At 68.6% G+C, this 21,356-nt stretch carries 22 protein-coding genes and 2 pseudogenes; 12 read left to right on the top strand and 12 right to left on the bottom strand.

All coding sequences use genetic code 11. The features are described 5' to 3' along the window. Positions 1–95: 95 nt before the first annotated feature. Positions 96–413: a cupin domain-containing protein gene (locus tag ACIHAA_RS25560; RefSeq protein WP_399821005.1), complete on the bottom strand. Its 318-nt coding sequence runs from the start codon at positions 411–413 to the stop codon at positions 96–98. Positions 414–472: 59 nt separating this feature from the next. On the opposite strand from ACIHAA_RS25560, the gene ACIHAA_RS25555 reads away from it, so the two are divergent. From ACIHAA_RS25555 to ACIHAA_RS25535, 5 genes are all read left to right on the top strand, one after another. Next, positions 473–853: a phage holin family protein gene (locus tag ACIHAA_RS25555; RefSeq protein WP_399821004.1), complete on the top strand. Its 381-nt coding sequence runs from the start codon at positions 473–475 to the stop codon at positions 851–853. A gap of 8 nt (positions 854–861) precedes the next feature. After that, entirely contained in the window at positions 862–1,353 is a 492-nt protein-coding gene (locus tag ACIHAA_RS25550; RefSeq protein WP_399821002.1) for a low molecular weight protein-tyrosine-phosphatase, read from the top strand. Further along, positions 1,341–2,498 (top strand): cystathionine gamma-lyase, encoded by a 1,158-nt coding sequence (locus tag ACIHAA_RS25545; protein ID WP_399821000.1) that lies wholly within the window; start codon positions 1,341–1,343, stop codon positions 2,496–2,498. The genes ACIHAA_RS25550 and ACIHAA_RS25545 overlap by 13 nt, the downstream gene beginning before the upstream one ends. 284 nt (positions 2,499–2,782) lie before the next feature. After that, positions 2,783–3,688: a LysR family transcriptional regulator gene (locus ACIHAA_RS25540; protein ID WP_399820998.1), complete on the top strand. Its 906-nt coding sequence runs from the start codon at positions 2,783–2,785 to the stop codon at positions 3,686–3,688. A gap of 106 nt (positions 3,689–3,794) precedes the next feature. Continuing rightward, the gene (locus ACIHAA_RS25535; RefSeq protein WP_399820996.1) at positions 3,795–4,277 is read left to right on the top strand and encodes an NUDIX domain-containing protein; all 483 of its coding nucleotides are present in this window, start codon (positions 3,795–3,797) and stop codon (positions 4,275–4,277) included. A gap of 31 nt (positions 4,278–4,308) precedes the next feature. Here ACIHAA_RS25535 and ACIHAA_RS25530 read toward each other — a convergent pair whose 3' ends face one another. Then, positions 4,309–5,481 (bottom strand): globin domain-containing protein, encoded by a 1,173-nt coding sequence (locus tag ACIHAA_RS25530; protein ID WP_399821103.1) that lies wholly within the window; start codon positions 5,479–5,481, stop codon positions 4,309–4,311. Between the two features lie 1,298 nt (positions 5,482–6,779). Between ACIHAA_RS25530 and ACIHAA_RS25525 the strand changes: the two genes are divergently transcribed. Beyond that, positions 6,780–7,646, top strand: a complete 867-nt coding sequence (locus ACIHAA_RS25525; protein WP_399820994.1) for a GNAT family N-acetyltransferase — start codon at positions 6,780–6,782, stop codon at positions 7,644–7,646. 69 nt (positions 7,647–7,715) lie between these two features. Here ACIHAA_RS25525 and ACIHAA_RS25520 read toward each other — a convergent pair whose 3' ends face one another. Next, entirely contained in the window at positions 7,716–8,924 is a 1,209-nt protein-coding gene (locus ACIHAA_RS25520; RefSeq protein WP_399820991.1) for an MFS transporter, read from the bottom strand. A 141-nt stretch (positions 8,925–9,065) separates the two neighbouring features. Here ACIHAA_RS25520 and ACIHAA_RS25515 point away from each other — a divergent pair, with 141 nt between their 5' ends. Both ACIHAA_RS25515 and ACIHAA_RS25510 read left to right on the top strand, forming a co-directional pair. Next, positions 9,066–9,566 (top strand): MarR family winged helix-turn-helix transcriptional regulator, encoded by a 501-nt coding sequence (locus ACIHAA_RS25515; protein ID WP_399820990.1) that lies wholly within the window; start codon positions 9,066–9,068, stop codon positions 9,564–9,566. Positions 9,567–9,575: 9 nt separating this feature from the next. Beyond that, positions 9,576–10,028, top strand: coding sequence for a GNAT family N-acetyltransferase (locus tag ACIHAA_RS25510; protein WP_399820989.1), 453 nt, complete (start codon positions 9,576–9,578; stop codon positions 10,026–10,028). Positions 10,029–10,161: 133 nt separating this feature from the next. On the opposite strand, the gene ACIHAA_RS25505 is transcribed toward ACIHAA_RS25510, so the two are convergent. Then, complete coding sequence (locus ACIHAA_RS25505; protein WP_399820987.1) at positions 10,162–11,553, bottom strand: serine hydrolase domain-containing protein; 1,392 nt, start codon at positions 11,551–11,553, stop codon at positions 10,162–10,164. 144 nt (positions 11,554–11,697) lie between these two features. After that, a complete protein-coding gene (locus ACIHAA_RS25500; protein WP_399820985.1) occupies positions 11,698–11,991 on the bottom strand; it encodes a TetR/AcrR family transcriptional regulator C-terminal domain-containing protein in 294 nt (97 codons plus the stop codon). A gap of 114 nt (positions 11,992–12,105) precedes the next feature. Between ACIHAA_RS25500 and ACIHAA_RS25495 the strand changes: the two genes are divergently transcribed. Beyond that, positions 12,106–12,294 (top strand): hypothetical protein, encoded by a 189-nt coding sequence (locus tag ACIHAA_RS25495; protein ID WP_399820984.1) that lies wholly within the window; start codon positions 12,106–12,108, stop codon positions 12,292–12,294. Positions 12,295–12,501: 207 nt separating this feature from the next. Here the strand turns inward: ACIHAA_RS25495 and ACIHAA_RS25490 are convergent, their stop codons facing one another. After that, positions 12,502–13,098: a hypothetical protein gene (locus ACIHAA_RS25490; RefSeq protein WP_399820981.1), complete on the bottom strand. Its 597-nt coding sequence runs from the start codon at positions 13,096–13,098 to the stop codon at positions 12,502–12,504. A 309-nt stretch (positions 13,099–13,407) separates the two neighbouring features. Between ACIHAA_RS25490 and ACIHAA_RS25485 the strand changes: the two are divergent. Continuing rightward, positions 13,408–14,633 (top strand): annotated as a pseudogene (locus ACIHAA_RS25485) (hypothetical protein). A gap of 232 nt (positions 14,634–14,865) precedes the next feature. Here the strand turns inward: ACIHAA_RS25485 and ACIHAA_RS25480 are convergent. Beyond that, positions 14,866–15,192 (bottom strand): annotated as a pseudogene (locus ACIHAA_RS25480) (TnsA-like heteromeric transposase endonuclease subunit); the annotation flags it as partial. A 193-nt stretch (positions 15,193–15,385) separates the two neighbouring features. After that, positions 15,386–16,861 carry a replicative DNA helicase gene (gene dnaB, locus ACIHAA_RS25475; RefSeq protein WP_399820979.1) on the bottom strand — a complete coding sequence of 492 codons (1,476 nt, stop codon included), beginning with the start codon at positions 16,859–16,861 and terminating at the stop codon, positions 15,386–15,388. Between the two features lie 459 nt (positions 16,862–17,320). Between dnaB and ACIHAA_RS25470 the strand changes: the two genes are divergently transcribed. After that, the gene (locus tag ACIHAA_RS25470) at positions 17,321–18,658 is read left to right on the top strand and encodes an MATE family efflux transporter (protein ID WP_399820978.1); all 1,338 of its coding nucleotides are present in this window, start codon (positions 17,321–17,323) and stop codon (positions 18,656–18,658) included. Positions 18,659–18,868: 210 nt separating this feature from the next. On the opposite strand, the gene rplI is transcribed toward ACIHAA_RS25470, so the two are convergent. The 4 genes from rplI to rpsF all read right to left on the bottom strand — a co-directional run bounded on the left by rplI (position 18,869) and on the right by rpsF (position 20,599). After that, on the bottom strand, positions 18,869–19,315 hold the full coding sequence (gene rplI, locus ACIHAA_RS25465) for a 50S ribosomal protein L9 (RefSeq protein ID WP_129308049.1): 447 nt from the start codon (positions 19,313–19,315) through the stop codon (positions 18,869–18,871). A gap of 18 nt (positions 19,316–19,333) precedes the next feature. Beyond that, positions 19,334–19,570: a 30S ribosomal protein S18 gene (gene rpsR, locus ACIHAA_RS25460; protein ID WP_003949403.1), complete on the bottom strand. Its 237-nt coding sequence runs from the start codon at positions 19,568–19,570 to the stop codon at positions 19,334–19,336. 81 nt (positions 19,571–19,651) lie between these two features. Beyond that, positions 19,652–20,236, bottom strand: a complete 585-nt coding sequence (locus ACIHAA_RS25455; RefSeq protein WP_399820975.1) for a single-stranded DNA-binding protein — start codon at positions 20,234–20,236, stop codon at positions 19,652–19,654. 72 nt (positions 20,237–20,308) lie between these two features. After that, positions 20,309–20,599: a 30S ribosomal protein S6 gene (gene rpsF, locus ACIHAA_RS25450; RefSeq protein WP_004985983.1), complete on the bottom strand. Its 291-nt coding sequence runs from the start codon at positions 20,597–20,599 to the stop codon at positions 20,309–20,311. Between the two features lie 306 nt (positions 20,600–20,905). Here rpsF and ACIHAA_RS25445 point away from each other — a divergent pair, with 306 nt between their 5' ends. Further along, on the top strand, positions 20,906–21,226 hold the full coding sequence (locus ACIHAA_RS25445; protein WP_399820973.1) for a hypothetical protein: 321 nt from the start codon (positions 20,906–20,908) through the stop codon (positions 21,224–21,226). Positions 21,227–21,356: the final 130 nt, after the last annotated feature.

Below are 21,356 nucleotides of genomic sequence, written 5' to 3'. Positions count from 1 at the left end.
CCTGACTCGATGCTAGGGCCGCCCAGCGGCGGAACGCGGGTCTCGCGCCCCTTGTCCTCCCCTGATCGTCCCCTGAGAGAACCCCGAGACGGAGCTCAGCTCTCCGGCGGAGAGAACACCACCAGCACCCGCAGATCCTCGGTGATGTGATGGAACTTGTGGACGACCCCGGCGGGCACATAGACGACGCTTCCGCGTGCGACCTGGGTGGTCTCCAGGCCCACGGTGATCGAGGCGCGGCCGCTGACGACGAAGTACACCTCGTCCTGCCGGTGCGGCTTCTGCGGGTCGAGGTCCCCGGCGTCGAGCGCGTACAGGCCGACGGACATGTTCCGCTCCCGCAGGAACTGGAGGTAGGCGCCGTCATGGGCGGCGCGCTCCGCCTCCAGTTCGTCCAGCCGGAAAGCCTTCATCGCTCCTGCCCGTCCTTGCTCGCCACTTGTCCCCGGTCACATCTGCCACGATCAGACACATGAAGAATTTCGTAGTCAAGACGCTTGCCAACGCGGGGGCCCTGGCCGTCGCCGTCTGGGTTCTCGACAAGATCACCCTGACCGGCTCGGGAACGGGCCGGAAGATCGGCACGCTGATCGTGGTCGCATTGATCTTCGGACTGGTGAACTTCCTGGTCAAGCCGGTCGTGAAGATACTGACCTTTCCCCTTTTCATCCTGACGCTCGGCCTGATAACCCTGGTCGTCAACGCGCTGATGCTGCTGCTCACCTCGTGGGTGGCGGGCAAACTGGACCTGAGTTTCCATGTCGAGGGCTTCTGGACCGCCGTCCTGGGCGGCCTGATCATCTCGATCGTCTCCTGGGCGCTGCATCTGATACTGCCCGACGACGAGGACTGAGTGACCGTATGACCTATCGCATCTGCTTCGTCTGCACCGGCAATATCTGCCGCTCCCCGATGGCGGAGTCCGTCTTCCGTGCCCGGCTGGCGGAAGCCGGTCTCGACGGCCTGGTCGAGGTCGACAGCGCCGGCACGGGCGGCTGGCACGAGGGGGACGGGGCGGATCCGCGCACCGTCGCCGTACTGGAGGAGAACGGCTATGACGGCGAGCACACCGCCCGCCAGTTCCAGGCTTCCTGGTTCTCCCGGCTCGATCTGGTGATCGCCCTGGACTCCGGCCATCAGAAGGCGCTCCGCCGCCTCGCCCCCGGCCCCGAGGACGCCGCCAAGGTCAGGCTTCTGCGCTCGTACGACCCGGCCGTCGGCGACGACCTCGATGTGCCCGACCCGTACTACGGGGGCACGGAGGGTTTCGAGGCCTGTCTTGAGATGATGGAGGCGGCGAGCCCCGGCCTGCTCGCCGCGGTACGCGAGCAGCTGGAGGGATGGGCGGTATGACCACAGGGGAGACCACCGGTCCGGCATACGGCGACGGCACCCGGGCGGTCCGGGCCGGGCTGCCCGAGCCGGTGAGACACGAACCGACCCTGCCCGGTCCGGTGTTCGCCGCCCATTTCCATCTGCCCGGTGAGCCGACCGGCCCCTACACCTACGGGCGGGACGAGAATCCCACCTGGACGCATCTGGAGCGCGCCCTCGGCGAGTTGGAGGCACCGGGTGAGGAGGGCGTCGAGACGCTGGCCTTCGCCTCGGGCATGGCCGCGATCTCGGCGGTGCTCTTCTCCCAGCTCCGCGCCGGCGACAGCGTGGTCCTGCCCAGTGACGGCTATCAGGTGCTTCCGCTGGTGGCCGAGCAGCTGACCGCGTTCGGCATCGAGGTGCGCACCGCGCCGACCGGTGACGACGCCCAGCTCGATGTGCTGGAGGGGGCACGGCTGCTGTGGATCGAGACCCCGTCGAACCCGGGGCTGGACGTCTGCGACATACGGCGCCTGGTGGCAGCGGCACACGCCCGGGGAACTCTGGTGGCCGTCGACAACACCCTGGCGACACCGCTCGGCCAGCGGCCCCTGGAGCTGGGCGCGGATTTCTCCGTGGCCAGCGGCACCAAGATGCTCACCGGGCACGGCGACCTCCTGCTCGGCTATGTGGCCTCCGCCAACGCCGGGGCGATGGCCGCCGTACGGCGCTGGCGCAAGATCGTCGGTGCGATCCCGGGGCCCATGGAGGCCTGGCTCGCCCATCGCTCACTGGCCACCCTGCGTCTGCGCGCGGACCGGCAGTCGGCCACCGCGCTGGCCGTGGCGGAGGCGCTGCGCGGCCGCCCCGAGGTGTCGGGGCTGCGGTATCCGGGCCTGTCCGACGATCCCTCGCACCGGATCGCGGCGCGGCAGATGCGGCGCTTCGGGTGTGTGGTGTCCTTCACCCTGCCCAGCCGGGCCCGGGCCGACCGCTTCCTGGACGCCCTTCGTCTCGTCGACGACGCGACCAGTTTCGGAGGGGTGCGGTCCACGGCCGAACGACGCGGCCGCTGGGGCGGCGACGCGGTCCCGGAGGGCTTCATCCGCCTCTCGGTGGGCGCCGAGGATCCCGAGGACCTGGTGGCCGACCTGCTGGGCGCGCTCGACACATCGGCGGAGTGACCGGGTCGCCCGTTCCACGGCGCGCGGCCGGGCCGCGGGCCCGTCCAGGACCCCTACGGTTCCCGGCGGACCCCGCTACGCAGAACGGACGGTCCGAACCTCCCCCCTCGTGGCTCGGACCGTCCCGGTTCCCTGCGCGGAGAACCGCGCCAACAAGGCTAGTTGACTCTGTGTCAGTGTCCAATCACGGTAGCGACAGAGGCCTATCGACATATTTATAGTGGGGCAGCATCGCGCGGTGCCGGAACGCGCGACGGCGAGGTGCGGGGACGGGAGGGAGCACCATGGATCTGGCCCTGCTGCGCACCTTTGTGACGGTGCACCGGGCCGGTTCCTTCACCCGCGCCGCGGCACTGCTCGGCCTCTCGCAGCCCGCGGTCACCTCCCAGATACGCACCCTCGAACGACAGCTGGGCCGCCCCCTCTTTCTGCGCCAGGCCCGTGGCGTGACCCCCACGTCCATCGGCGACGAACTCGCGCACAAGGCCGCCCCGCATCTCGACGCCTTGGTCGAGATCGCCGAGGCCGGGCTCGACGAGCGGTCGTCGCTGCGCACGCTCCATCTGGCGGGGCCGCCGGAGTTCACCGCCGAGCGGGCCCTTCCCGCACTGGCCGAGCTGACCGGGTCGGACGGCCAGGGACCCGCCCTCCGCGCCTCCTTCGGGAACGCCGAGGAGACCCTGGAAGGGCTTGCCGCCGGGCACCACGACCTGGCCATCACCACGACACGCCCGCGCGGGGCCCTGCTCACCGCGACCCCGCTCTGCGACGAGGAGCACATCCTGGTCGCGGCCCCCCGCTGGGTCTCCCGTATCGGCTCCTCGGGGGGCCATCACCGGGACGCGCGGCTGCTGGAGAACCTTCCGGTGGTCGAGGTCCATGAGTCGCTGCCCTTTGTCACCCGCTACTGGGCCTCCGTCTTCGACTCACGGCCGACTTCCCCCGGCGCGGTGATCGTCCCCGATCTGCGGGCGGTGCTCGCCTGTGCGGCCACCGGAGCCGGGCTCGCCGTGCTGCCGCGCTATCTCTGTGCCTCCGCGCTGGAGCGGGGCGAGATCATCGCCCTGTACGAACCGGCGGTGCCTCCGCTGCGGACCTATTTCCTGGCGGTCCGCACGGGGACGCTGGCCATGCCCCCGATCGCCCGTGCCCATGAGTGGCTGCTGCGGACGGCGGCCTCCTGGGGCTGAGCGCCGGGCAGGAATCCGCACCGGTCCACCCCTTGTTCACATCGGGTTCGGCGCCATGTGGGGTGGGGGATGTTTCACGTGGAACATGCGGGGCCACATTTCACCCATGACCGTTCGCCCCGTGGTCAAGCGCACTGCCCGCGCCATCCTGCTCGATGGTGACGACCTGATCCTGATCAAGCGGACCAAGCCCGGAGTCGACCCCTACTGGGTCACCCCGGGCGGCGGGGTGGAGCCCACGGACACGACGGTGGTCGACGCGCTCCACCGTGAGGTGCACGAGGAACTCGGGGCCAAGATCGTCGACGTGGTGCCCTGCTTTGTGGACACGGTCGAGCACATCGGTGAGAACGGCGGATCGACCGGTGTGAAGGTCCAGCACTTCTTCGTCTGTCGTCTCGAGTCCATGGACGAGCGTCTACGGCACGGTCCCGAGGTCGAGGAGCCCAGCGGCGAGTACGAGATCGTACGGGTGCCCTTCACCCGCGTGGGTATCGCGTCGGTCCATCTCGTACCGCTGTCGCTACGGCACTATCTGGACGGCAACATCGAGGGCGTACGCGCGATGCACGCCCCCGACCTGGGCTGATACCGAGGACACGGCGTTCGGGGACGCAACCCTAGAGATCCTGCGCACCAGCGAGCGCCAGTTCCTCCACCGCATCATGGCGAATCCGTTCCGAGGGGACACCGATGTGCCGGAGCGCGTCCACACCGCTGCGGATCATGCCGGGCGGACCCGAGAGATAGGCGTCGTACTCGTTCCACGGGCCGTAGTCGCGTATGACGTCCGGCAGCTGGGCGTGCGCCTGCTCGTCGACGACCGGTCGGACCGCAAGCCAGGGGTGGCTCTGCTGCAACCGCAGCATGGTGTCGATGTCGTACAGATCGTGGCCGGTGCGGGCGCCGTAGAAGACCTCGACCCGGCGCCGCTCACCGTGTTCCGCGACATCCTCGACCAGGGCCTTGATGGGCGCGATGCCGGTGCCGCCGCCGAGGCAGAGCAGTCCGCTGTCCGTGGTGTGGTCGACGGTCATGGTGCCGGTGGGCGGGCCGAGCCGGATGATGTCGCCGAGGCGGGCCCGGTGGACCAGCGCGTTGGAGACCCAGCCCGCCGGGACGGCCTTCACATGGAAGGTGAGCAGTCCGTCGGACCGCGGTGCCGAGGCGAAGGAGTAGTGGCGCCACACCCGCGGCCACCAGGGCGTCTCCAGGCTGGTGTACTGGCCCGCCAGGAACGGGTACGGCTGGTCGGGCCGGACGGTGATCACCGCGACGTCCGGCGTCCGCAGGTCGTGCGAGACGACCTCCGCGTACCACCAGGCCGGGGCACGCAACTCGTCCGCGGCCGCCGCGTCGATCATCACCTGGGAGATCGTGGTGTACGTCCGCACCCACGCGGCCTCGGTCTCGTCGTCCCAGATCGCGGCGGCGTACTTGCTCAGCGCTCCGATGAGGCACTCCCCGACGGCCGGGTAGTGCTCGGCCCGGGTGCCGTACTTGCGGTGTCCGCGGCCGAGGTTCTGGAGATAGGCGACCAGGACCTCGGTGTTGTCGATGTGCTCCGCGGCGGTCAGCAGCGCCTTGAGCAGCCGGTCCCGCTGGGTGTCCATCGCGGCGGGGAAGAGCGACCGCAGATCGGGGTGACGGACGAAGAGCAGTGCGTAGAAGTACGAGGTGACCTTGTCGGCCACGGGTCCGACCTCGGCCATGGTGCGCCGGACCAGCACGGCGTCGGGGGACGGTTGGGGCTCGGGGTCCGGTGTTCCAACGGCGGCTCCCGGCTCGCCCAGGCCGTCGGTGCCCGGTTCCGCGGGAGCCGGTTCGGCGGCCAGGGCGTCGACCGGTATCTCCGGCGGGAGGGCGGAGGAGGACTCCGTGGGGTCGGTGGGACCGGTCCGGGGGGTTGTGCCGAGGGGGTCGGTGGTCCACCGGAGGCCGGGGGCGCCGGGGACTGCGGGTGGAGACCAGCCGGGGACCTCGGGCTCGGCGGCTCGCGACCAGCCGACAACCTCGGGCTCGGCGGACCGCGTCCAGCCTGCGAACTCCGGCTCGGCGGACCGCGGGCGGCCGGAGGCGGTGGGAGCCTCGGCCCGGGAGACCTCGGGAGCGGCGGAGACCTCGGTCCGCGGGGCGTCGGAGTCCGCGCTCTCTGAAGGGTCGGAAGCGGGGGTGGCGTCCTGGGAGGGGCCCGGCACCGGCTGGTTCGGGTGGGCTGCCGGGGCGGCCGTCTCATGGGACGGTTCGGGCTCGGTGAGGGAGCGCGGCGGCGGAGCCGTCTCGGGGGCGGTGCGGGGTATTCGTGACCGCTCGCCGGTGTCCTCCGCCGTCTGCCGACCGACAGGACGCATCGCCGCCAGGCGGCTGCCCTCGGGTGTCTCCTGCTCACCGCTCGGGGGCGTCTGGGGCTGCTTGCGGGGCGTGAACCAGCCGCCTCCGCCGCTGCCACCGGACGTGCCGTTGTCGGCCGATGTGGTGGTCGGAGCGTCCATGGTCTGCCTCGCCTCGAACATCTTTCGGTCGGTCCCCGCACTTTCCCTGTCGACGCGCGTCGGTTTCCACGCCGTGGGCCTTGCGTCTTTTCCCCGTTCAGTCCCTGATGGTCAATGCGGCCTCATTCAACCCGTGTTCCCGCTGCGTACGGACAAGTAAGGCGAGAGTGTGACATTGGCCGCAGTACTCGGACCGCAGCATCGCACCCCGGACCCCAGTCCGGCCGTCTAACAGAAAATGCGGGTCTTCGATCTCTCCATCCGGTTAAGCTGCATCGGCCTGTGTTCCTGCCCGATGGAACATGTGCACATCGCACCAGACACGAACTGGACTCGACCATACCGGTCGCCGTCTCATACACAAGTACCCCCTTGGCCTCCGGGCAAAGAAGAGCCGTCCCGGCAAGCAATTCCCTCAACTACGGCGTTCCCCGAACCAATTCAGGCACGCCCTTCGGAGGAAGCCCGGATCCGCCCCTCTCTGTTTCACGTGAAACGCTTGTCTCCGCGCCGAGTTGGGGCATGGCATGGCCAAAAGCGTGTGCGTTCCTCAGCAAAGCGGTGGACGTCAGTGGCTCCTGTCGGACAGCCTGACCTGCGTGTCGACACCTCCCCTCAGCGCTCTGCCCATCCGCCGTCTGGCGCCTCGCGATCTCACCGTCTGCGCCGACTTGTCCGAGGACCGGGGGTGGCCCCGGGAAGAACACAAATGGGGCCTGCTCCTGGCCGCCGGAAAGGGATACGGCATCGACGACCCCGAAGGCGGACTTGTCGCGGCCTGCGTCGTCACCGAGTACGGATCTCAGTACCGTCCGGACCTCTGGGCCATCGGCATGGTGCTGGTCGCCCGGCGGCATGCCCGCCAGGGCGTGGGACATCGGCTGATGCGGCAGCTGGTGACGGAGGCGGGCGCCACCCCCCTCACCCTGTATGCGACCCCGCTCGGCCGCCCTCTCTACGAGGAACTCGGCTTCAAGGCCATCGGAAGCTCCGAGATGGTGCTGGGGCACTTCACGGCGGGCGGGCCACCGTCCCCCGTTCACACCCGCCCGGCCACCGGAGAGGACCTCGTCACGCTGGTCCGGCTCGACGAGGAGGTCTTCGGCGCCGACCGCACCCATGTGATCACACGACTGCCCGCCTTCGCCGACCAGTTGCGGGTGGCCGAGGAGAACGGGCGGATCACCGGGTACGCGGCCGCATGGCCCAATATGGAGACGCAGGTCGTGGGTCCGCTCATCGCCCGGGACACCGACACGGCCAAGGCGCTCATTGCCTCACTCGCCGCCCGTACCGACCGCCCCCTGCGCACGGATGTCGATGTGCGGCACAAGGAACTGCTGGCCTGGCTGAAGGAGCGCGGTCTCGCCTCCGTCGGCCTGAACACGGTCATGACCTGCGGCATCCCGGATCTGCCGGGCGACTGGACACGGCGCTTCGCTCCGGTGACCGTCGCGGCGGGCTGAGCCCAACAGCACGGAACGTGTGCCTCCGAGACTCGGAGGCACACGTTCCCCATGCGCGGGAGGACCCGCTCAACGCTGCATGGCAGCCTGTCGATCGCTCGGCGTCCCCATGGCCGGGGCCGCTGCCGAGTGCGTCTCACGGCGCTCCAGAGCGGCCGAGAGAAAGGCGAGCAGCAGGGCGGCCAGGGCGAGTACGGCGCCCACCCAGTTCGGGGCGGTGTAGCCGAGACCGGCGGAGATGACGATGCCGCCGAGCCAGGCCGAGAGGGCGTTGCCCAGGTTGAAGGCGCCGATGTTCGCGGCCGAGGCGAGAGTCGGGGCACCGTGGGCGTGATCCAGGACCCGCTTCTGCAACGGCGGCACGGTCGCGAAGCCGAGGGCGCCGATCAGCACGATGGTGAGAGCGGCGAGGGCCTTGTGGTGCGCGGTCATCGTGAACAGCGCGAGCACCAGGGCGAGCCCGCCGAGCGATGTGTAGAGCATCGGCATCAGCGCGCGGTCCGCGAAACGGCCGCCGACGAGGTTGCCCCCGACCATGCCGAGGCCGAAGAGGACCAGCAGCCAGGTGACCGAGCCGTCGGCGAAGCCCGCCACATGCGTCATCATCGGCGCGATGTAGGTGATGGCGGCGAAGACACCGCCGAAGCCGAGAACGGTCATCGCCATGGCGAGCAGCACCTGCACATTCTTGAAGGCGGCCAGCTCATGACGCAGATGGACGCCTTCCTGCTTGGGCATCTCGGGGACGAGCTTCGCGACACCGAGGAGTCCGAGCACGCCGAGCGCGGCAACGAGTGCGAAGGTGATCCGCCAGCCCGCGGACTGTCCGATGAGCGTGCCGAGCGGGACTCCGACGACATTGGCGACGGTCAGACCGCTGAACATCATCGAGATGGCGCCGGCCTTCTTCTCCGGAGCGACGAGTTCGGCCGCGACCACCGAGCCGATACCGAAGAAGGCACCGTGGGCCAGCGAGGCCACCACCCGGCCGGCCAGCATGAGCCAGAAGGTGGGGGCGACGGCGGAGAGCAGGTTGCCGATGATGAACAGACCCATCAGCAGCATCAGCATCCGCTTGCGGGTCACCCTGGTCCCGAGCGCGGTCATGACCGGGGCGCCGAACATCACTCCCAGGGCGTAGCCGGTCACCAGCAGTCCAGCGGTGGGAATGGACACCCCGAAGTCCCCCGCCACCTCGGGCAGCACGCCCATGATCACGAACTCAGTGGTTCCGATTCCGAAGGCCCCCATGGCGAGGGCCAGAAGCGCGAGAGGCATCGGGCAGTTACCTTCCAAACGATTGCATGGGCTCGTTGTGCCCTCACACAATAATTGCAGACGCCTGATATATGCAACAGCGGTCTATTGCGGCCGTGCTCTATCCTGGTCAGGAGCCGCTCCGGGATGGAGGAGAACGCCATGACAGCGACCGACCCCGCGCTCACCGCGCTCGCTCAGGGCTGGTGCGCCCTCTCTCTGCTGCACGGGAGGATCGAGGCCCATGTCGAGCGAGCCCTTCAGGCCCGGCACGGACTGAGCGTGCGGGAGTACTCGCTGCTCGATGTGCTCAGCCGACAGCGCAGCGGGGTGGGCGGCATGCTCCAGATGAAGCAGGTCGCCGACGCGGTGGTCCTCAGCCAGAGCGCCACGACCCGGCTGGTCACCCGGCTGGAGGACCGCGGCCTCCTGGCGCGCTACCTCTGCCCCACCGACCGCCGCGGCATCTACACCCAGGTGAGCGAGGCCGGTCTCCGGCTCCTTGAGGAGGCCCGCCCCACCAATGACGCCGCGCTGCGTGAGGCGCTCGACGAGGCGGCGAAGAATCCGGAGCTGGAGCCCCTCGTCCGGGTGGTCGAGTCTCTGAATGTGCCCACCTGGAACCGCCTGCTCCCCACCCCCTCCGAGGCACCCAGACCCTAGGCTGCGGACATGGCAGATCTTGAGATACGACGCGCCCTCGCGGACGACATCCCCGCCATCGTCGCCCTGCTCGCGGACGACCCTCTCGGTGCCCTACGGGAGTCCCCGGAGGATCCGACGCCCTATCTGGCCGCGCTGCAACGGGTGGACGCCGACCCAAACCAACATCTGATGGTCGCCGTCCGCGACGGGCGCATCATCGGGACCCTCCAGCTCACGATCATTCCGGGGCTGTCCCGCAAGGGTGCGACCCGCTCGATCATCGAAGCGGTACGCATCCACGCCGAAGAACGCGGCAGCGGTCTGGGTACCCGGCTCGTCCAGTGGGCCCTTGACGAATCCCGGCGTCAGAACTGCCAGTTGGTCCAGCTCACCTCCGACACCAGCCGCACCGACGCCCATCGCTTCTACAAGGCCCTGGGCTTCGAAGCCTCCCATGTGGGCTTCAAATTCCAGCTCTGAACAGCCTGGACGGTCTGGACGGCCTGGATGCGACCGGTCCCAGGACAGCTGCACAGATGCCTGGAAGGGCACGAAGGGGCGCGGTTTCACGTGAAACCGCGCCCCGCCAGGCGGCACTGCTGAACGGCAATGTCTAGCCGATCCCGTTCCCCCGCCATCCCCGGGGATCCACCCCGCCGGGGACCGGCGCACCCTCCTCGTACGGCTGACGCGTAAAGACGAACGATCCCAGGTCCAGATGGCTCACCGATCCGTCCGGGCGCCGTACGGCCCGCAGCGGCTCTCCGGTGTAGTAGCCGTCCAGTCCCCGCCAGGTGCCGTCGCCGTTCGCCCGGAACCGTGACCGCCGACCGGAGCCGGACAGCGGTTCGAGCGAGAGGAGCCCGTCCGCGGTGACCCGGAGAGCGAAGCCCTGGGTCCCCCAGTACCACTGTCCCGCCAGCTCCAGGACCGCTGGATCGGCCTCGCGCAGCGGGCACCACGGCTCGGGGAACCTGGGCTCGGCCTCGGCCACGATCCGGACGAGATCGGCCCCCACGGCCGTCAGCAGCGGTCCGGAGGTGCAGTTGGCCAGGACCACGGCGGCGACATCGTCCTCCACGCCGAGGGTGAGGCATGCGAGAAAGCCCGGCAGGGACCCCGTGTGCCCGACGAGGAGCCGCTCACCCGAGCGCCGGACCTCCAACCCCAGGCAGTAGGCGTACCCGGCTGCTACATCGGCGGTCGAGGGAGGAGCCGCCGGAGTGCGCATCTCCAGAAGCGACTCGGCGCCCAGCACCCGGTCGTCCCCCTGGACCAGAAAGGCCGCGAAGCGGGCCAGGTCCCCCGTGGTGGACCAGAGTTGTCCGGCCGGAGCCATCCGGCCGAGGTCCTCGGCCGGTTCGGGCAGCAGCACATCGGCCCAGGGATGGACGGCCCAGCCGTCGGCATACGGGGCCTCCGGATGGACACTCGTGCGGTGCAGGCCCAGAGGTTCGAGCACTTCACGCCGGAGAACCTCCTCCCAGGGGGCTCCGCGCAGTTCCTCGACCAGGGCTCCCAGCAAGGTGTAGCCGGGGTTCGAGTAGTGGAACCGCCGACCGGCCGCATGCAGCAACGGCTGCCGGCCGAGCACATCCGCAAGGTCTGGGCGCAGCGATCCGGGGGTGCGCTCCCACCAGGGCCCGGGTGACTCGGCCGCCAGCCCGCCCGTGTGCGCCAGCAGTTCGGCGAGGGTCGCCTCTCCCGCGCCGGTGCCGGGCAGATGCTTCTCCAGCGGGTCGCCGAGGTCCACCAGGCCTTCGTCGCGCAGCCGCAGGACGAGGACGGCGGTGAAGGTCTTGGTGATCGAGCCGATCCGGTACTGCACATGCTCGTCCGGAGCACGCCCGTCCGGCGAGGCGCACGAGCCGTGCCACACCGTCCGTCCGCCCCGGACCACCGCGGCGACCACGGACGGGGCCCGCCCCTCGGCCTGCGCCACGGCGACACGGTGCAGCAGAGCCCGGCGGGTACCGGGAAGCAGTTCTTCCTGTGCTGTCGTCATGCCCCCAAGTCCACCCGGCGAGCACGCCCGGGTCGAGCCCATTTCCGGGGCGTCGCGGATCACCGCCGTGGTGACCGGCGCGGGCCCAGGACTCCCTGGGCATCCCACTCAGCCGGCCAGCGGATCCCCGGGATGTTTTTTCCCTCACTTGGAGATACGGGCCTCGATGCCGTCGAGCAGGAAGTCGAGGCCCATCCGGAAGGTGCGGTCGGCGTCCAGATGGGCGGCATCGTGCACCACCGTGGCCAGCGCGGGAAATCGCCCGGTGGCGAAGGCCCGCTCCAGATAGGGACCGAGGGAGGCCTGCCAGTGCCTCTCGTCCATCCCGGTGGCCCGCTCGGCACGCCGTTCGGCGATCTCCCGGCGCACCGCGCCGATCACATATGCGTCGACCGCGGTGACCACCGGCATGATGGCGTCCACCTCAAAGCTGTCCAACGCGGCCACCACGGCCTCGCCCCTGGCCAGCGCGTGCGGACTCCCTCCCGCCGCACACGGTGCGCTGGGGGTGCACGTTCGAATTCGCCGACGAGGAACTGCTGCACTTCACCGATGGCAGCAGCGCGACGTATGACCTGCTGGTCGGCGCCGACGGCGCGGTACTGGGTGCTCGGCAATGGACAGTCCCTGTCGGCGCAGCGCAATGGCGACGGCCGCATACGCATCTATCTGAGCTTCTACACCGCCGAGGACTGGTTCACCACCAGCGCGATCCCGCTCGCATTCTTCCAAGCGAGCTGAGGGGAGCCGTGTAGGTTCTCACTTTCGGTGTCAGGCGCCGACGCTGTGACCTGGACGTTCCTCTTCGGTCTCACGACGTGTCGGCGGGCGGCTGTCTCAGAGCAGTGTCATTTCCTCAGGCTGTCCAGCAGGCTGCACCACTCGTCTGCGTCCCGGTCTGAGTGCACCACCACGTATGGAGATACGTGCACCGGCAAGCAGTTCATGTCATCGCGCGGGCGTGGCGGTGGCAGGGCGGCAAACCTCCAGGATGACTGCGGTGCCGGCCACGGCTCGGTCCTCGTGCATGTTGATCTGCTGGCCGGGCTGGACGTGTGTCCAGTGGGAGGGAGCGAGGGGCACAAGGCGAACCGTGGCTCGCCCGCCGGGCTCCAGCATGGGCATGTTCTCAACCCACAGCCCAGCGATGCTGACCGCATGTCCGCCGGTGGGTGAGAGGAGACCGATGTCCCACATGGGCCGCAGAACGCCCGCGCCGGAGATCGGCGTCGTGCGTCGCGCCTCGGCGGCAGGGCGGAGCGTCAAATCCGCCCTGATCACGCCGTTGCGAAGCTCGGAGCATCGCCAAGGGCACCAAGCTGCACTCCGCTCCAACTGGAGCTGATCGGCCGCTTCGGCGAGCTTCTCCCAGAAAGCCAAAGGGAGCGAGCCAGCATGCCCAAACTCCTCCAGCAGACCCAGGGCGATCTCCCACTCGTCGTGAACGAGGTAGTCCCAGACGTCTCCCACCGTGATGTCGTTCTCGGTGGCGGTCTCTTCCGGAACCAGCAGGAAAGCTGCTTCGAGCAGCTCAGGGACGTCCATGCGCTCATTTTCGACCACATGAACGTGCTGCCCGGCCGGAGTTGTCAGATCCTGCGCTTAGAGTGCGGCGGGATGGGGCCGGTCCCGAGGCCGCCAACACCGGAGAACGGCAGCCTCCCTGGCCTGCTCGGGGGTGGTTTCGGCCCAACCAGCGTCCAGGCATCGTTGAGGGCCACGAGTGCAGCCTGTCAGCCCGGCCCCTTTGAGTACCTAGTCGGAGTCAGTATCGAGCGACCCGGTGCATCGCACCCGCCCCGGGTGCATTCACCGCGATCGGAGAGCATCGTGAAGAACAGCGCGTTGTGGCGAGTGGTTGACAACCAGAGTGGTACCCAGTCCATCGTCAGCACGCCGTCCGAGGCGGTCGCGTTCGTCAACAGCCGGTTCGACACCGATGACGACGACGAGCCGTTCAGCATCACCGAGGTCGGCCCTCTCCTTCCGAAGCCGCTCGGGATCATCACCGCATGGGCCGCCAAGAAGGACGGCGAGCGAACCGACGGGCGTACTGCCCCGATCACCATCAGGCCGGTTGTGACGGACAACGCCAGCGAGTGCGATGACGTCGTGCTCTGGGGCGACGTGTACGTCTCCTGGGACCACGACATGTACACCGTCGAGGAGCCGGACAGCTCCGAGTACAGCGAGGCTTACAGCGCAGCCGAGTTGAGCGCGATCCTCGACGGTACGCCGACGACTACGAGTACGCGCCTGAAGGGCCTGAAGAGCCCGACAGCCACAGGTGGCCGAAACCGGAAGAGTTGATCACCTACGGCGCCCAGGAGTGTGCCAAGCGGTTCGGGCACCTCGACGACGACGCCCTGCTGTGGCTCGCTGCCACCCGCATCACGCTCGCCGTGTGGCGCAACACACCCGTCGAGAACTGGCATGCCGGGAAGAGTCCGCTCCACGACGGCACAATGATGCGGATCAACACGGCTACCACCCGACTCGTGCGCTCGATGCTGTCGTTCGACCATGTCGACTGGATCGGTCTCGGTCTCGCGATCGTCAACCCGTCCCGGGTTCTACCGACAGGGCAGTCCGTACTCGAGCTCGGGCTTGCCTGCCACAACCCTGACGACCCGGCGCACGAGGTTGATCCGCGGGAAGAACTCGCAGAGATGGCACAGGTCGCGATCTCATGGGGGCGAAGGTACTGCCTTCGCGAGAAGGAGTTCGGCCTGCGAACCCTGATCGAATCCTTCTGTGCGTCCGACAACGGCTGGTTCGGAGCACCGAGTTGGGGGCGCATCGTCGATCGGTTCCTTACGGCTGTCGACGACCGGGAGAATGCGCACTGGCGCATACACCAGGACAAGCCTTGGTTCGACGAGTGGTTCACCAACCGCCCGGCCGACATTGCGGACACCACGGAATTTCGTCGGCTGCTCCTTGCCGGGCCCGACCTGCTGTCCGAGAAGGCCGCCGAATGGTGCGTGGATGGTGCCATCGGCTACGTCTGTCAGGACGACCACGCGAACGACTGCTGGCGGTGCGGTATCCCACCGGCAACGGAGTCCCCCAACGAGTGAACGTGGGCACCAGCATAGAAAGCATCAAATCCACTGACCGCGCTCTCTCCCACCTGCTCGGCGGCCTCCCCTGCTTGGGGGGCCAGTCGCGGCTCCACTGACTGGAGATGTGCGGGTGCTTCTGACGGATCTGTGGCAGCAACGCTGGCCCGGCTGCCCGCCGGTCGGTCACAAGCTCCGTGACCGGATCGTCCAGCCGCCGCCGCGGCTTCACGTCCACGACGATCGGGCCATCCTCGGTCACCAGGAAGTAATCCGGGATGTGCTTGCGGACCTTCCCCTCCACCACCTTCTTCAGGAGGAACGGCTGGGCCACGATGCCGCGTACCGAAGCGTCGAAGTCGGCGAACAACAGCCGGGCGAGCTCCAGTCGCGACTCGTAGATCACGAGATCCCCGACCGTCGCCGACCAGTACGTGCCGGAGTAGTGCTTCTGCCCCATGTACCAGCGGAACGTCCGCCACGGAGCAGCCGACTCGATTGACCGCGCTGTCGTGGACGCCCACGCTCGGTCTTCAGCCGTACCGTCCTGCCGGCGGATGCTGACCGCAGCCTCCATGCCCCCACCCCACTCCGGTGCCTTCGACAGCACGCTGCCGCTTACGACACACCGGGCGGGATCACTCGCTCAGGGCTTCACCCAAACGAGTGACGACATGACCTGCGAGTCTCAAGACGGTGTCGCATCCGACTCTGACCCGACATCAGCCATGAGATTCCGACATGAAATCTGAGACCCTACAAGCCGGACGTCAGGTCTGGGCCATGTCCACGAAGCGGGAGTAGTGGCCCTGGAAGGCGACCGTGATGGTGGCCGTGGGGCCGTTTCGGTGCTTGCCGACGATGATGTCCGCCTCGCCCGCGCGCGGCGACTCCTTCTCGTAGGCGTCCTCGCGGTGCAGCAGGATGACCATGTCCGCGTCCTGCTCGATCGAACCGGACTCACGCAGGTCGGACACCATCGGTTTCTTGTCCGTCCGCTGCTCGGGGCCACGGTTGAGCTGGGAGAGCGCGATCACCGGCAGCTCCAGCTCCTTGGCCAGCAGCTTCAGGTTTCGCGACATGTCCGAGACCTCCTGCTGGCGGCTCTCGGACCGCTTGGAGCCGGACTGCATCAGCTGGAGATAGTCGATGATGACCAGCTTCAGGTCGTTGCGCTGCTTGAGACGGCGGCACTTCGCGCGGATCTCCATCATCGACAGGTTCGGCGAGTCGTCGATGTAGAGGGGAGCGGCCGACACGTCCGGCATACGGCGCGCCAGACGGGTCCAGTCCTCGTCCGTCATCGTGCCGGACCGCATGTGGTGCAGCGCCACGCGTGCCTCGGCGGACAGCAGACGCATCGCGATCTCGTTGCGGCCCATTTCGAGCGAGAAGATCACGCTCGGCAGGTCGTTCTTGATGGACGCGGCGCGGGCGAAGTCCAGGGCCAGCGTCGACTTACCCATGGCGGGGCGGGCCGCGATGATGATCATCTGGCCGGGGTGCAGACCGTTGGTGAGCTGGTCGAGGTCGGTGAAGCCGGTCGGCACACCGGTCATCTCCCCGGACCGCGAGCCGATCGCCTCGATCTCGTCGAGCGCACCCTCCATGATCTCGCTGAGCGGAAGGTAGTCCTCGGCCGTCCGCTGCTCGGTGACCGCGAAGATCTCCGCCTGGGCGGTGTTGACGATCTCGTCGATGTCGCCGTCGGCCGCGTACCCCATCTGGGTGATACGCGTACCCGCCTCGACCAGGCGGCGCAGCACCGCGCGCTCATGCACGATCTGCGCGTAGTACTCGGCGTTCGCCGCGGTCGGGACCGTCTGCACCAGAGTATGCAGATACGGGGCGCCGCCGACCTTGGTGATCTCGCCCCGTTTGGTCAGCTCGGCGCCGATCGTGATGGGGTCGGCCGGCTCGCCCTTGGCGTAGAGATCGAGGATCGCCTGGTAGATCGTCTCGTGCGCGGGCCGGTAGAAGTCATGGCCCTTGAGGACCTCGACGACATCGGCGATCGCGTCCTTGGACAGGAGCATGCCGCCCAGGACCGACTGCTCGGCGTCCAGGTCCTGCGGCGGTACCCGCTCGAAGGCGGCACCGCCGCTCTCCCAGGCACCGCCGTCGGAGCCCCGCTCATGCTGCTCGTCACGGCCTCGGCCGCCCTCACGGCCGCGGCGGGAGGCGGGAACACGATCGCTGGGACCGCTGTCGGCCCACGGACCGTCCAAGGGCTCGGAAATGCTCACCGGCCCGCCTCCTCCCGTCCGCCGCGCGGACCTCGCCGTGCCCCTCTTTTCTAGGGCACGACACTGACAAAGCGAGATGCCCAGCTCCGGTTCGGACGCGTCTTTTCGCGTCCTTTCCAAAGGCGGAGGAGGGAGTGGGCGCCGCACCACGTTAGGCCCCTCGGAGGCGTCAGCCAATCTGGTTATCCACAGGCCATGTGGACGACGGCCCCTATGCTGTGGAGAACTCCGCGAAACCTGTGCACGACACGGTGGACAGCCCTGTGAACAAGCCCTCAAGCGATCCGAGGGATGCCACCTGAGCTGCGGCTTTACCATCCACCGGCTGTGCAGAAGAAAAACTTTCCCGGCAGGATCAAGATCACCGCGAAGGGGACACCGTGTCCGGCCCCGGGTGAGCGCGAGTAAGGACCAGAATCACATTGCAGCTCTTACCTGTGGACGATTAGATTGGTGGCCGTGACACAGACTCCCGCGCCACCCGACGCCACCCGACGCCGACATGACCGGGAGATCGTCCGGCTGGCCCTCCCGGCCTTCGGAGCACTCGTCGCGGAGCCGCTCTTCGTGATGGCCGACAGTGCGATCGTCGGCCATCTCGGCACCGCCCAGCTGGCCGGACTCGGTGTCGCCTCGGCGCTGCTCACCACCGCGGTGAGCGTCTTCGTGTTCCTCGCCTACGCCACCACGGCCGCCGTGTCCCGCCGCGTGGGCGCCGGCGATCTGCGAGCCGCCATCCGACAGGGCATGGACGGCATCTGGCTGGCCCTGCTGATAGGAGCCGCCGTCATCGCCCTCGTGCTGCCCACGGCACCCGGCATCGTGGACGTCTTCGGCGCCTCAGCGACGGCCGCCCCGTATGCGACGGTCTATCTGAGGATCTCCATGCTCGGTGTTCCCGCGATGTTGGTCGTGCTCGCCGCGACCGGCGTACTGCGGGGACTCCAGGACACACGGACACCGCTGTATGTCGCCGTCGGCGGTTTCGTCGCCAACGCGGCCCTCAACGTCGGACTGGTCTACGGTGCCGGACTCGGCATAGCGGGATCCGCCTGGGGCACCGTCATCGCCCAGTGCGGTATGGCCGGGGTCTATCTGTTCGTCGTCGTCCGCGGCGCCCGTCGCCACGGCGCCTCGCTGCGCCCGGACACGGCGGGTATCCGGGCCAGCGCACAGGCCGGGGCGCCCCTGCTGGTGCGCACCCTGTCCCTGCGGGCGGTCCTGATGATCGCCACCGCCGTCGCCGCCCGGCTCGGGGACGCGGACATGGCCGCCCACCAGATCATCCTGTCGCTGTGGAGCCTGCTGTCCTTCGCCCTGGACGCGATCGCCATCGCCGGACAGTCCATCATCGGACGGCATCTCGGAGCGGGCGACGCAGGGGGCGCCCGGGATGCCTGCCGTCGCATGGTCCAGTGGGGCATCGCCGCGGGAATGGCCCTTGGACTGCTGGTCCTGGTGGCCCGCCCGCTCTTCCTCCCACTGTTCACCAGCGATACGGCAGTGCACCACACTGCCCTGCCCGCTCTGATCCTGGTGGCCCTCGCCCAGCCCGTCTGCGGCATTGTCTATGTGCTGGACGGCGTGCTGATGGGCGCGGGCGACGGTCCCTATCTCGCCTGGGCCATGGTGGGGACTCTGGCCGTCTTCACCCCGGTGGCCCTGCTGGTCCCGGTACTCGGCGGCGGGCTCACCGCCCTGTGGGCGGCGATGACACTGATGATGACCGTGCGGATGGCCACCTTGTGGCTGCGTTCCCGTTCGGGCCGGTGGATCGTGACAGGGGCCACGCGCTGAGGCCTGTCCGGCCACCGCATCTCGCGCTGTTTCACGTGAAACAGCGCGCCCGGTCTTCCCCACAGGGGCATCCGTCCGGCACGGAAACAGGCCCCCCGTCGGCCGGGACGGCATGAGGACAGCCGACGACATGAGACAGCACGGACCATGCAGAAAGGGCCGCACCCAGCAGGGTGCGGCCCTTTCTCAGTTGCTCAACCGAGCACGGCCTCAGGCCGAGACGACCTCGATGTTGACCTTGGCGGCAACCTCGGGGTGCAGACGCACGGACGTCTCGTGGGCGCCCAGGGTCTTGATCGGCGAACCGAGCTCGATACGACGCTTGTCGACCTCGGGGCCACCGGAAGCCTTGATCGCGGAGGCGATGTCGGCCGGGGTGACGGAACCGAAGAGACGACCGGCGTCGCCGGAGCGGACGGCCAGACGGACCTTCACGCCCTCGAGCTGGGCCTTCACCTGGTTGGCCTGCTCGATGGTCTGGATCTCGTGGATCTTGCGAGCGCGACGGATCTGCTCGACGTCCTTCTCGCCACCCTTGGTCCAGCGGATAGCGAACTTCCGCGGGATCAGGTAGTTGCGAGCGTAACCGTCCTTGACGTCGACGACGTCGCCGGCGGCACCGAGGCCAGAGACCTCGTGGGTGAGGATGATCTTCATGTGTCGGTCACCCTTCCCTTATCGCGCGGTGGACGTGTAGGGCAGCAGCGCCATCTCACGGCTGTTCTTGACGGCCGTGGCGACGTCACGCTGGTGCTGCGTGCAGTTGCCGGTCACGCGGCGGGCACGGATCTTGCCGCGGTCGGAAATGAACTTCCGCAGCATGTTCGTGTCCTTGTAGTCCACGTACGTGACCTTGTCCTTGCAGAAAGCGCAGACCTTCTTCTTCGGCTTGCGCACAGGCGGCTTCGCCATGGTGTATCTCCTGTGTGATCAAGAAGTTGGGGTTACGGCCCACCCTCGACCCGTCCGGATCCGAAGACCCGGGACAGAGGCCTAGAAGGGGGGCTCGTCCGAGTAGCCGCCACCGCCGCCGGAGCCACCGCCCCAGCCGCCGCCGCCCTGCTGGCCGCCACCGGCCGGAGCGCCGGAGGCCCAGGGGTCGTCGGCCGGAGCGCCGCCGCCCTGCTGACCGCCGCCGGAGCCACCGCCCCAGCCGCCGCCACCCTGGCCGCCACCGCCGCCGTAACCGCCCTGGCCGCCCTGGCCACCGCGGCCGGCGGTCTTGGTGACCTTGGCCGTGGCGTTGCGCAGGCTCGCGCCGACCTCGTCGACGTCGAGCTCGTAGACCGTGCGCTTGACGCCGTCACGGTCCTCGTAGGACCGCTGCTTCAGTCGGCCCTGCACGATGACGCGCATGCCTCGCTGGAGCGACTCGGCGACGTTCTCCGCCGCCTGACGCCAGACCGAGCAGGTCAGAAAGAGGCTCTCGCCGTCCTTCCACTCGTTCGTCTGGCGGTCGAAGGTGCGGGGAGTGGACGCGACGCGGAACTTCGCGACCGCCGCACCGGACGGGGTGAAGCGCAGCTCGGGGTCATCGACAAGATTGCCGACGACCGTGATGACGGTCTCGCCTGCCATGGGGGAACCTCTCGGCGGGTTTGCTCTTGGCTGCTTGCTGCTACTCGAATCCCGGGATCACCGAGCGGAAGCTCAGTGGGTCTCGGGACGGAGGACCTTGGTCCGGAGGACCGACTCGTTCAGGTTCATCTGGCGGTCGAGCTCCTTGACGACCGCAGGCTCGGCCTGAAGGTCGATGACCGAGTAGATGCCCTCGGGCTTCTTCTTGATCTCGTACGAGAGACGACGACGGCCCCAGGTGTCGACCTTCTCGACCTTTCCGCCGCCATCACGGACGACGGAGAGGAAGTTCTCGATCAGCGGGGAGACAGCGCGCTCCTCGAGATCGGGGTCGAGGATGACCATCACCTCGTAGTGACGCATGTGGAACCCACCTCCTTTGGACTCAGCGGCCACGGTCGTTCCGTGGCAGGAGGGTCGTGATGCGTACGCAACGGTGTCTGTCAGTACGCCGGCCGCACTGACAACCTGGGTCAGTAGATCAGCCGCCACTGACAATCGAGGTCAGTCGACGATTGAGCGGGCACGGCCTGGGCAGACACCGGTGCAGACGGTACAGAGTACCCGCACACGAGCTTCCGGTTGAAATCCGGCCGCGAAGGCCGTCAATCTGTACACATCGGGTGTTCACGGCGCTACGATGCGCCGCCTTCCGCAGGAGGTGCCCCCATGGCACAGGTATTGCGACCCAACACCACCGGCTCCCTGTTCGCCACCGACGGCAAGGCCCATCCGGTCGAGGACACCCTCACCCTGGTGACCCTGGCGCTCGGGCTCACCGCATTCATCTCGGCGTTGGTGTCCCACGACCTGCATCTGGTCAGCTCCTGGGCCGGCCTGGTGGGGATCTTCACCGGCGCCTACGGCCAGTTCATCTCCGTCACCACCCGGCAGCGCTTCGGGCTGATCCTGGGGCTCGGCGCCTCGGCCATCGGCTTCTTCCTGGGCATGGCCCACGGAGGTCTCTTCGGGGGACTCGTCGGCAGCTGAGGCACCGGGGTGGGGGGGGGGGGGCGGGGGGGGGGGGGCCCGGGCGCCCCCCGCCCCCCCCCCCCCCCCGACACCCCCCCCCCCCCCCCCCACGCCCTGGGGCACGCCGCCGGCGCCGCCCCCGCCCCCC

Source organism: Streptomyces sp. NPDC052040, assembly GCF_044548405.1.
Taxonomy (GTDB): Bacteria; Actinomycetota; Actinomycetes; order Streptomycetales; family Streptomycetaceae; genus Streptomyces.
The sequence above is the reverse complement of the archived record's forward strand: the minus strand, read 5'-3'. Positions and strand labels throughout refer to the sequence as shown.

Coding starts and splice junctions, on each gene's coding strand:
- ACIHAA_RS25560 (WP_399821005.1), bottom strand. CDS start 413: ATGAAGGCTTTCCGGCTGGACGAACTGGAGGCGGAGCGCGCCGCCCAT.
- ACIHAA_RS25555 (WP_399821004.1), top strand. CDS start 473: ATGAAGAATTTCGTAGTCAAGACGCTTGCCAACGCGGGGGCCCTGGCC.
- ACIHAA_RS25550 (WP_399821002.1), top strand. CDS start 862: ATGACCTATCGCATCTGCTTCGTCTGCACCGGCAATATCTGCCGCTCC.
- ACIHAA_RS25545 (WP_399821000.1), top strand. CDS start 1,341: ATGGGCGGTATGACCACAGGGGAGACCACCGGTCCGGCATACGGCGAC.
- ACIHAA_RS25540 (WP_399820998.1), top strand. CDS start 2,783: ATGGATCTGGCCCTGCTGCGCACCTTTGTGACGGTGCACCGGGCCGGT.
- ACIHAA_RS25535 (WP_399820996.1), top strand. CDS start 3,795: ATGACCGTTCGCCCCGTGGTCAAGCGCACTGCCCGCGCCATCCTGCTC.
- ACIHAA_RS25520 (WP_399820991.1), bottom strand. CDS start 8,924: ATGCCTCTCGCGCTTCTGGCCCTCGCCATGGGGGCCTTCGGAATCGGA.
- ACIHAA_RS25515 (WP_399820990.1), top strand. CDS start 9,066: ATGACAGCGACCGACCCCGCGCTCACCGCGCTCGCTCAGGGCTGGTGC.
- ACIHAA_RS25510 (WP_399820989.1), top strand. CDS start 9,576: ATGGCAGATCTTGAGATACGACGCGCCCTCGCGGACGACATCCCCGCC.
- ACIHAA_RS25505 (WP_399820987.1), bottom strand. CDS start 11,553: ATGACGACAGCACAGGAAGAACTGCTTCCCGGTACCCGCCGGGCTCTG.
- ACIHAA_RS25495 (WP_399820984.1), top strand. CDS start 12,106: ATGGCAGCAGCGCGACGTATGACCTGCTGGTCGGCGCCGACGGCGCGG.
- ACIHAA_RS25490 (WP_399820981.1), bottom strand. CDS start 13,098: ATGGACGTCCCTGAGCTGCTCGAAGCAGCTTTCCTGCTGGTTCCGGAA.
- rplI (WP_129308049.1), bottom strand. CDS start 19,315: ATGAAGATCATCCTCACCCACGAGGTCTCTGGCCTCGGTGCCGCCGGC.
- rpsR (WP_003949403.1), bottom strand. CDS start 19,570: ATGGCGAAGCCGCCTGTGCGCAAGCCGAAGAAGAAGGTCTGCGCTTTC.
- ACIHAA_RS25455 (WP_399820975.1), bottom strand. CDS start 20,236: ATGGCAGGCGAGACCGTCATCACGGTCGTCGGCAATCTTGTCGATGAC.
- rpsF (WP_004985983.1), bottom strand. CDS start 20,599: ATGCGTCACTACGAGGTGATGGTCATCCTCGACCCCGATCTCGAGGAG.
- ACIHAA_RS25445 (WP_399820973.1), top strand. CDS start 20,906: ATGGCACAGGTATTGCGACCCAACACCACCGGCTCCCTGTTCGCCACC.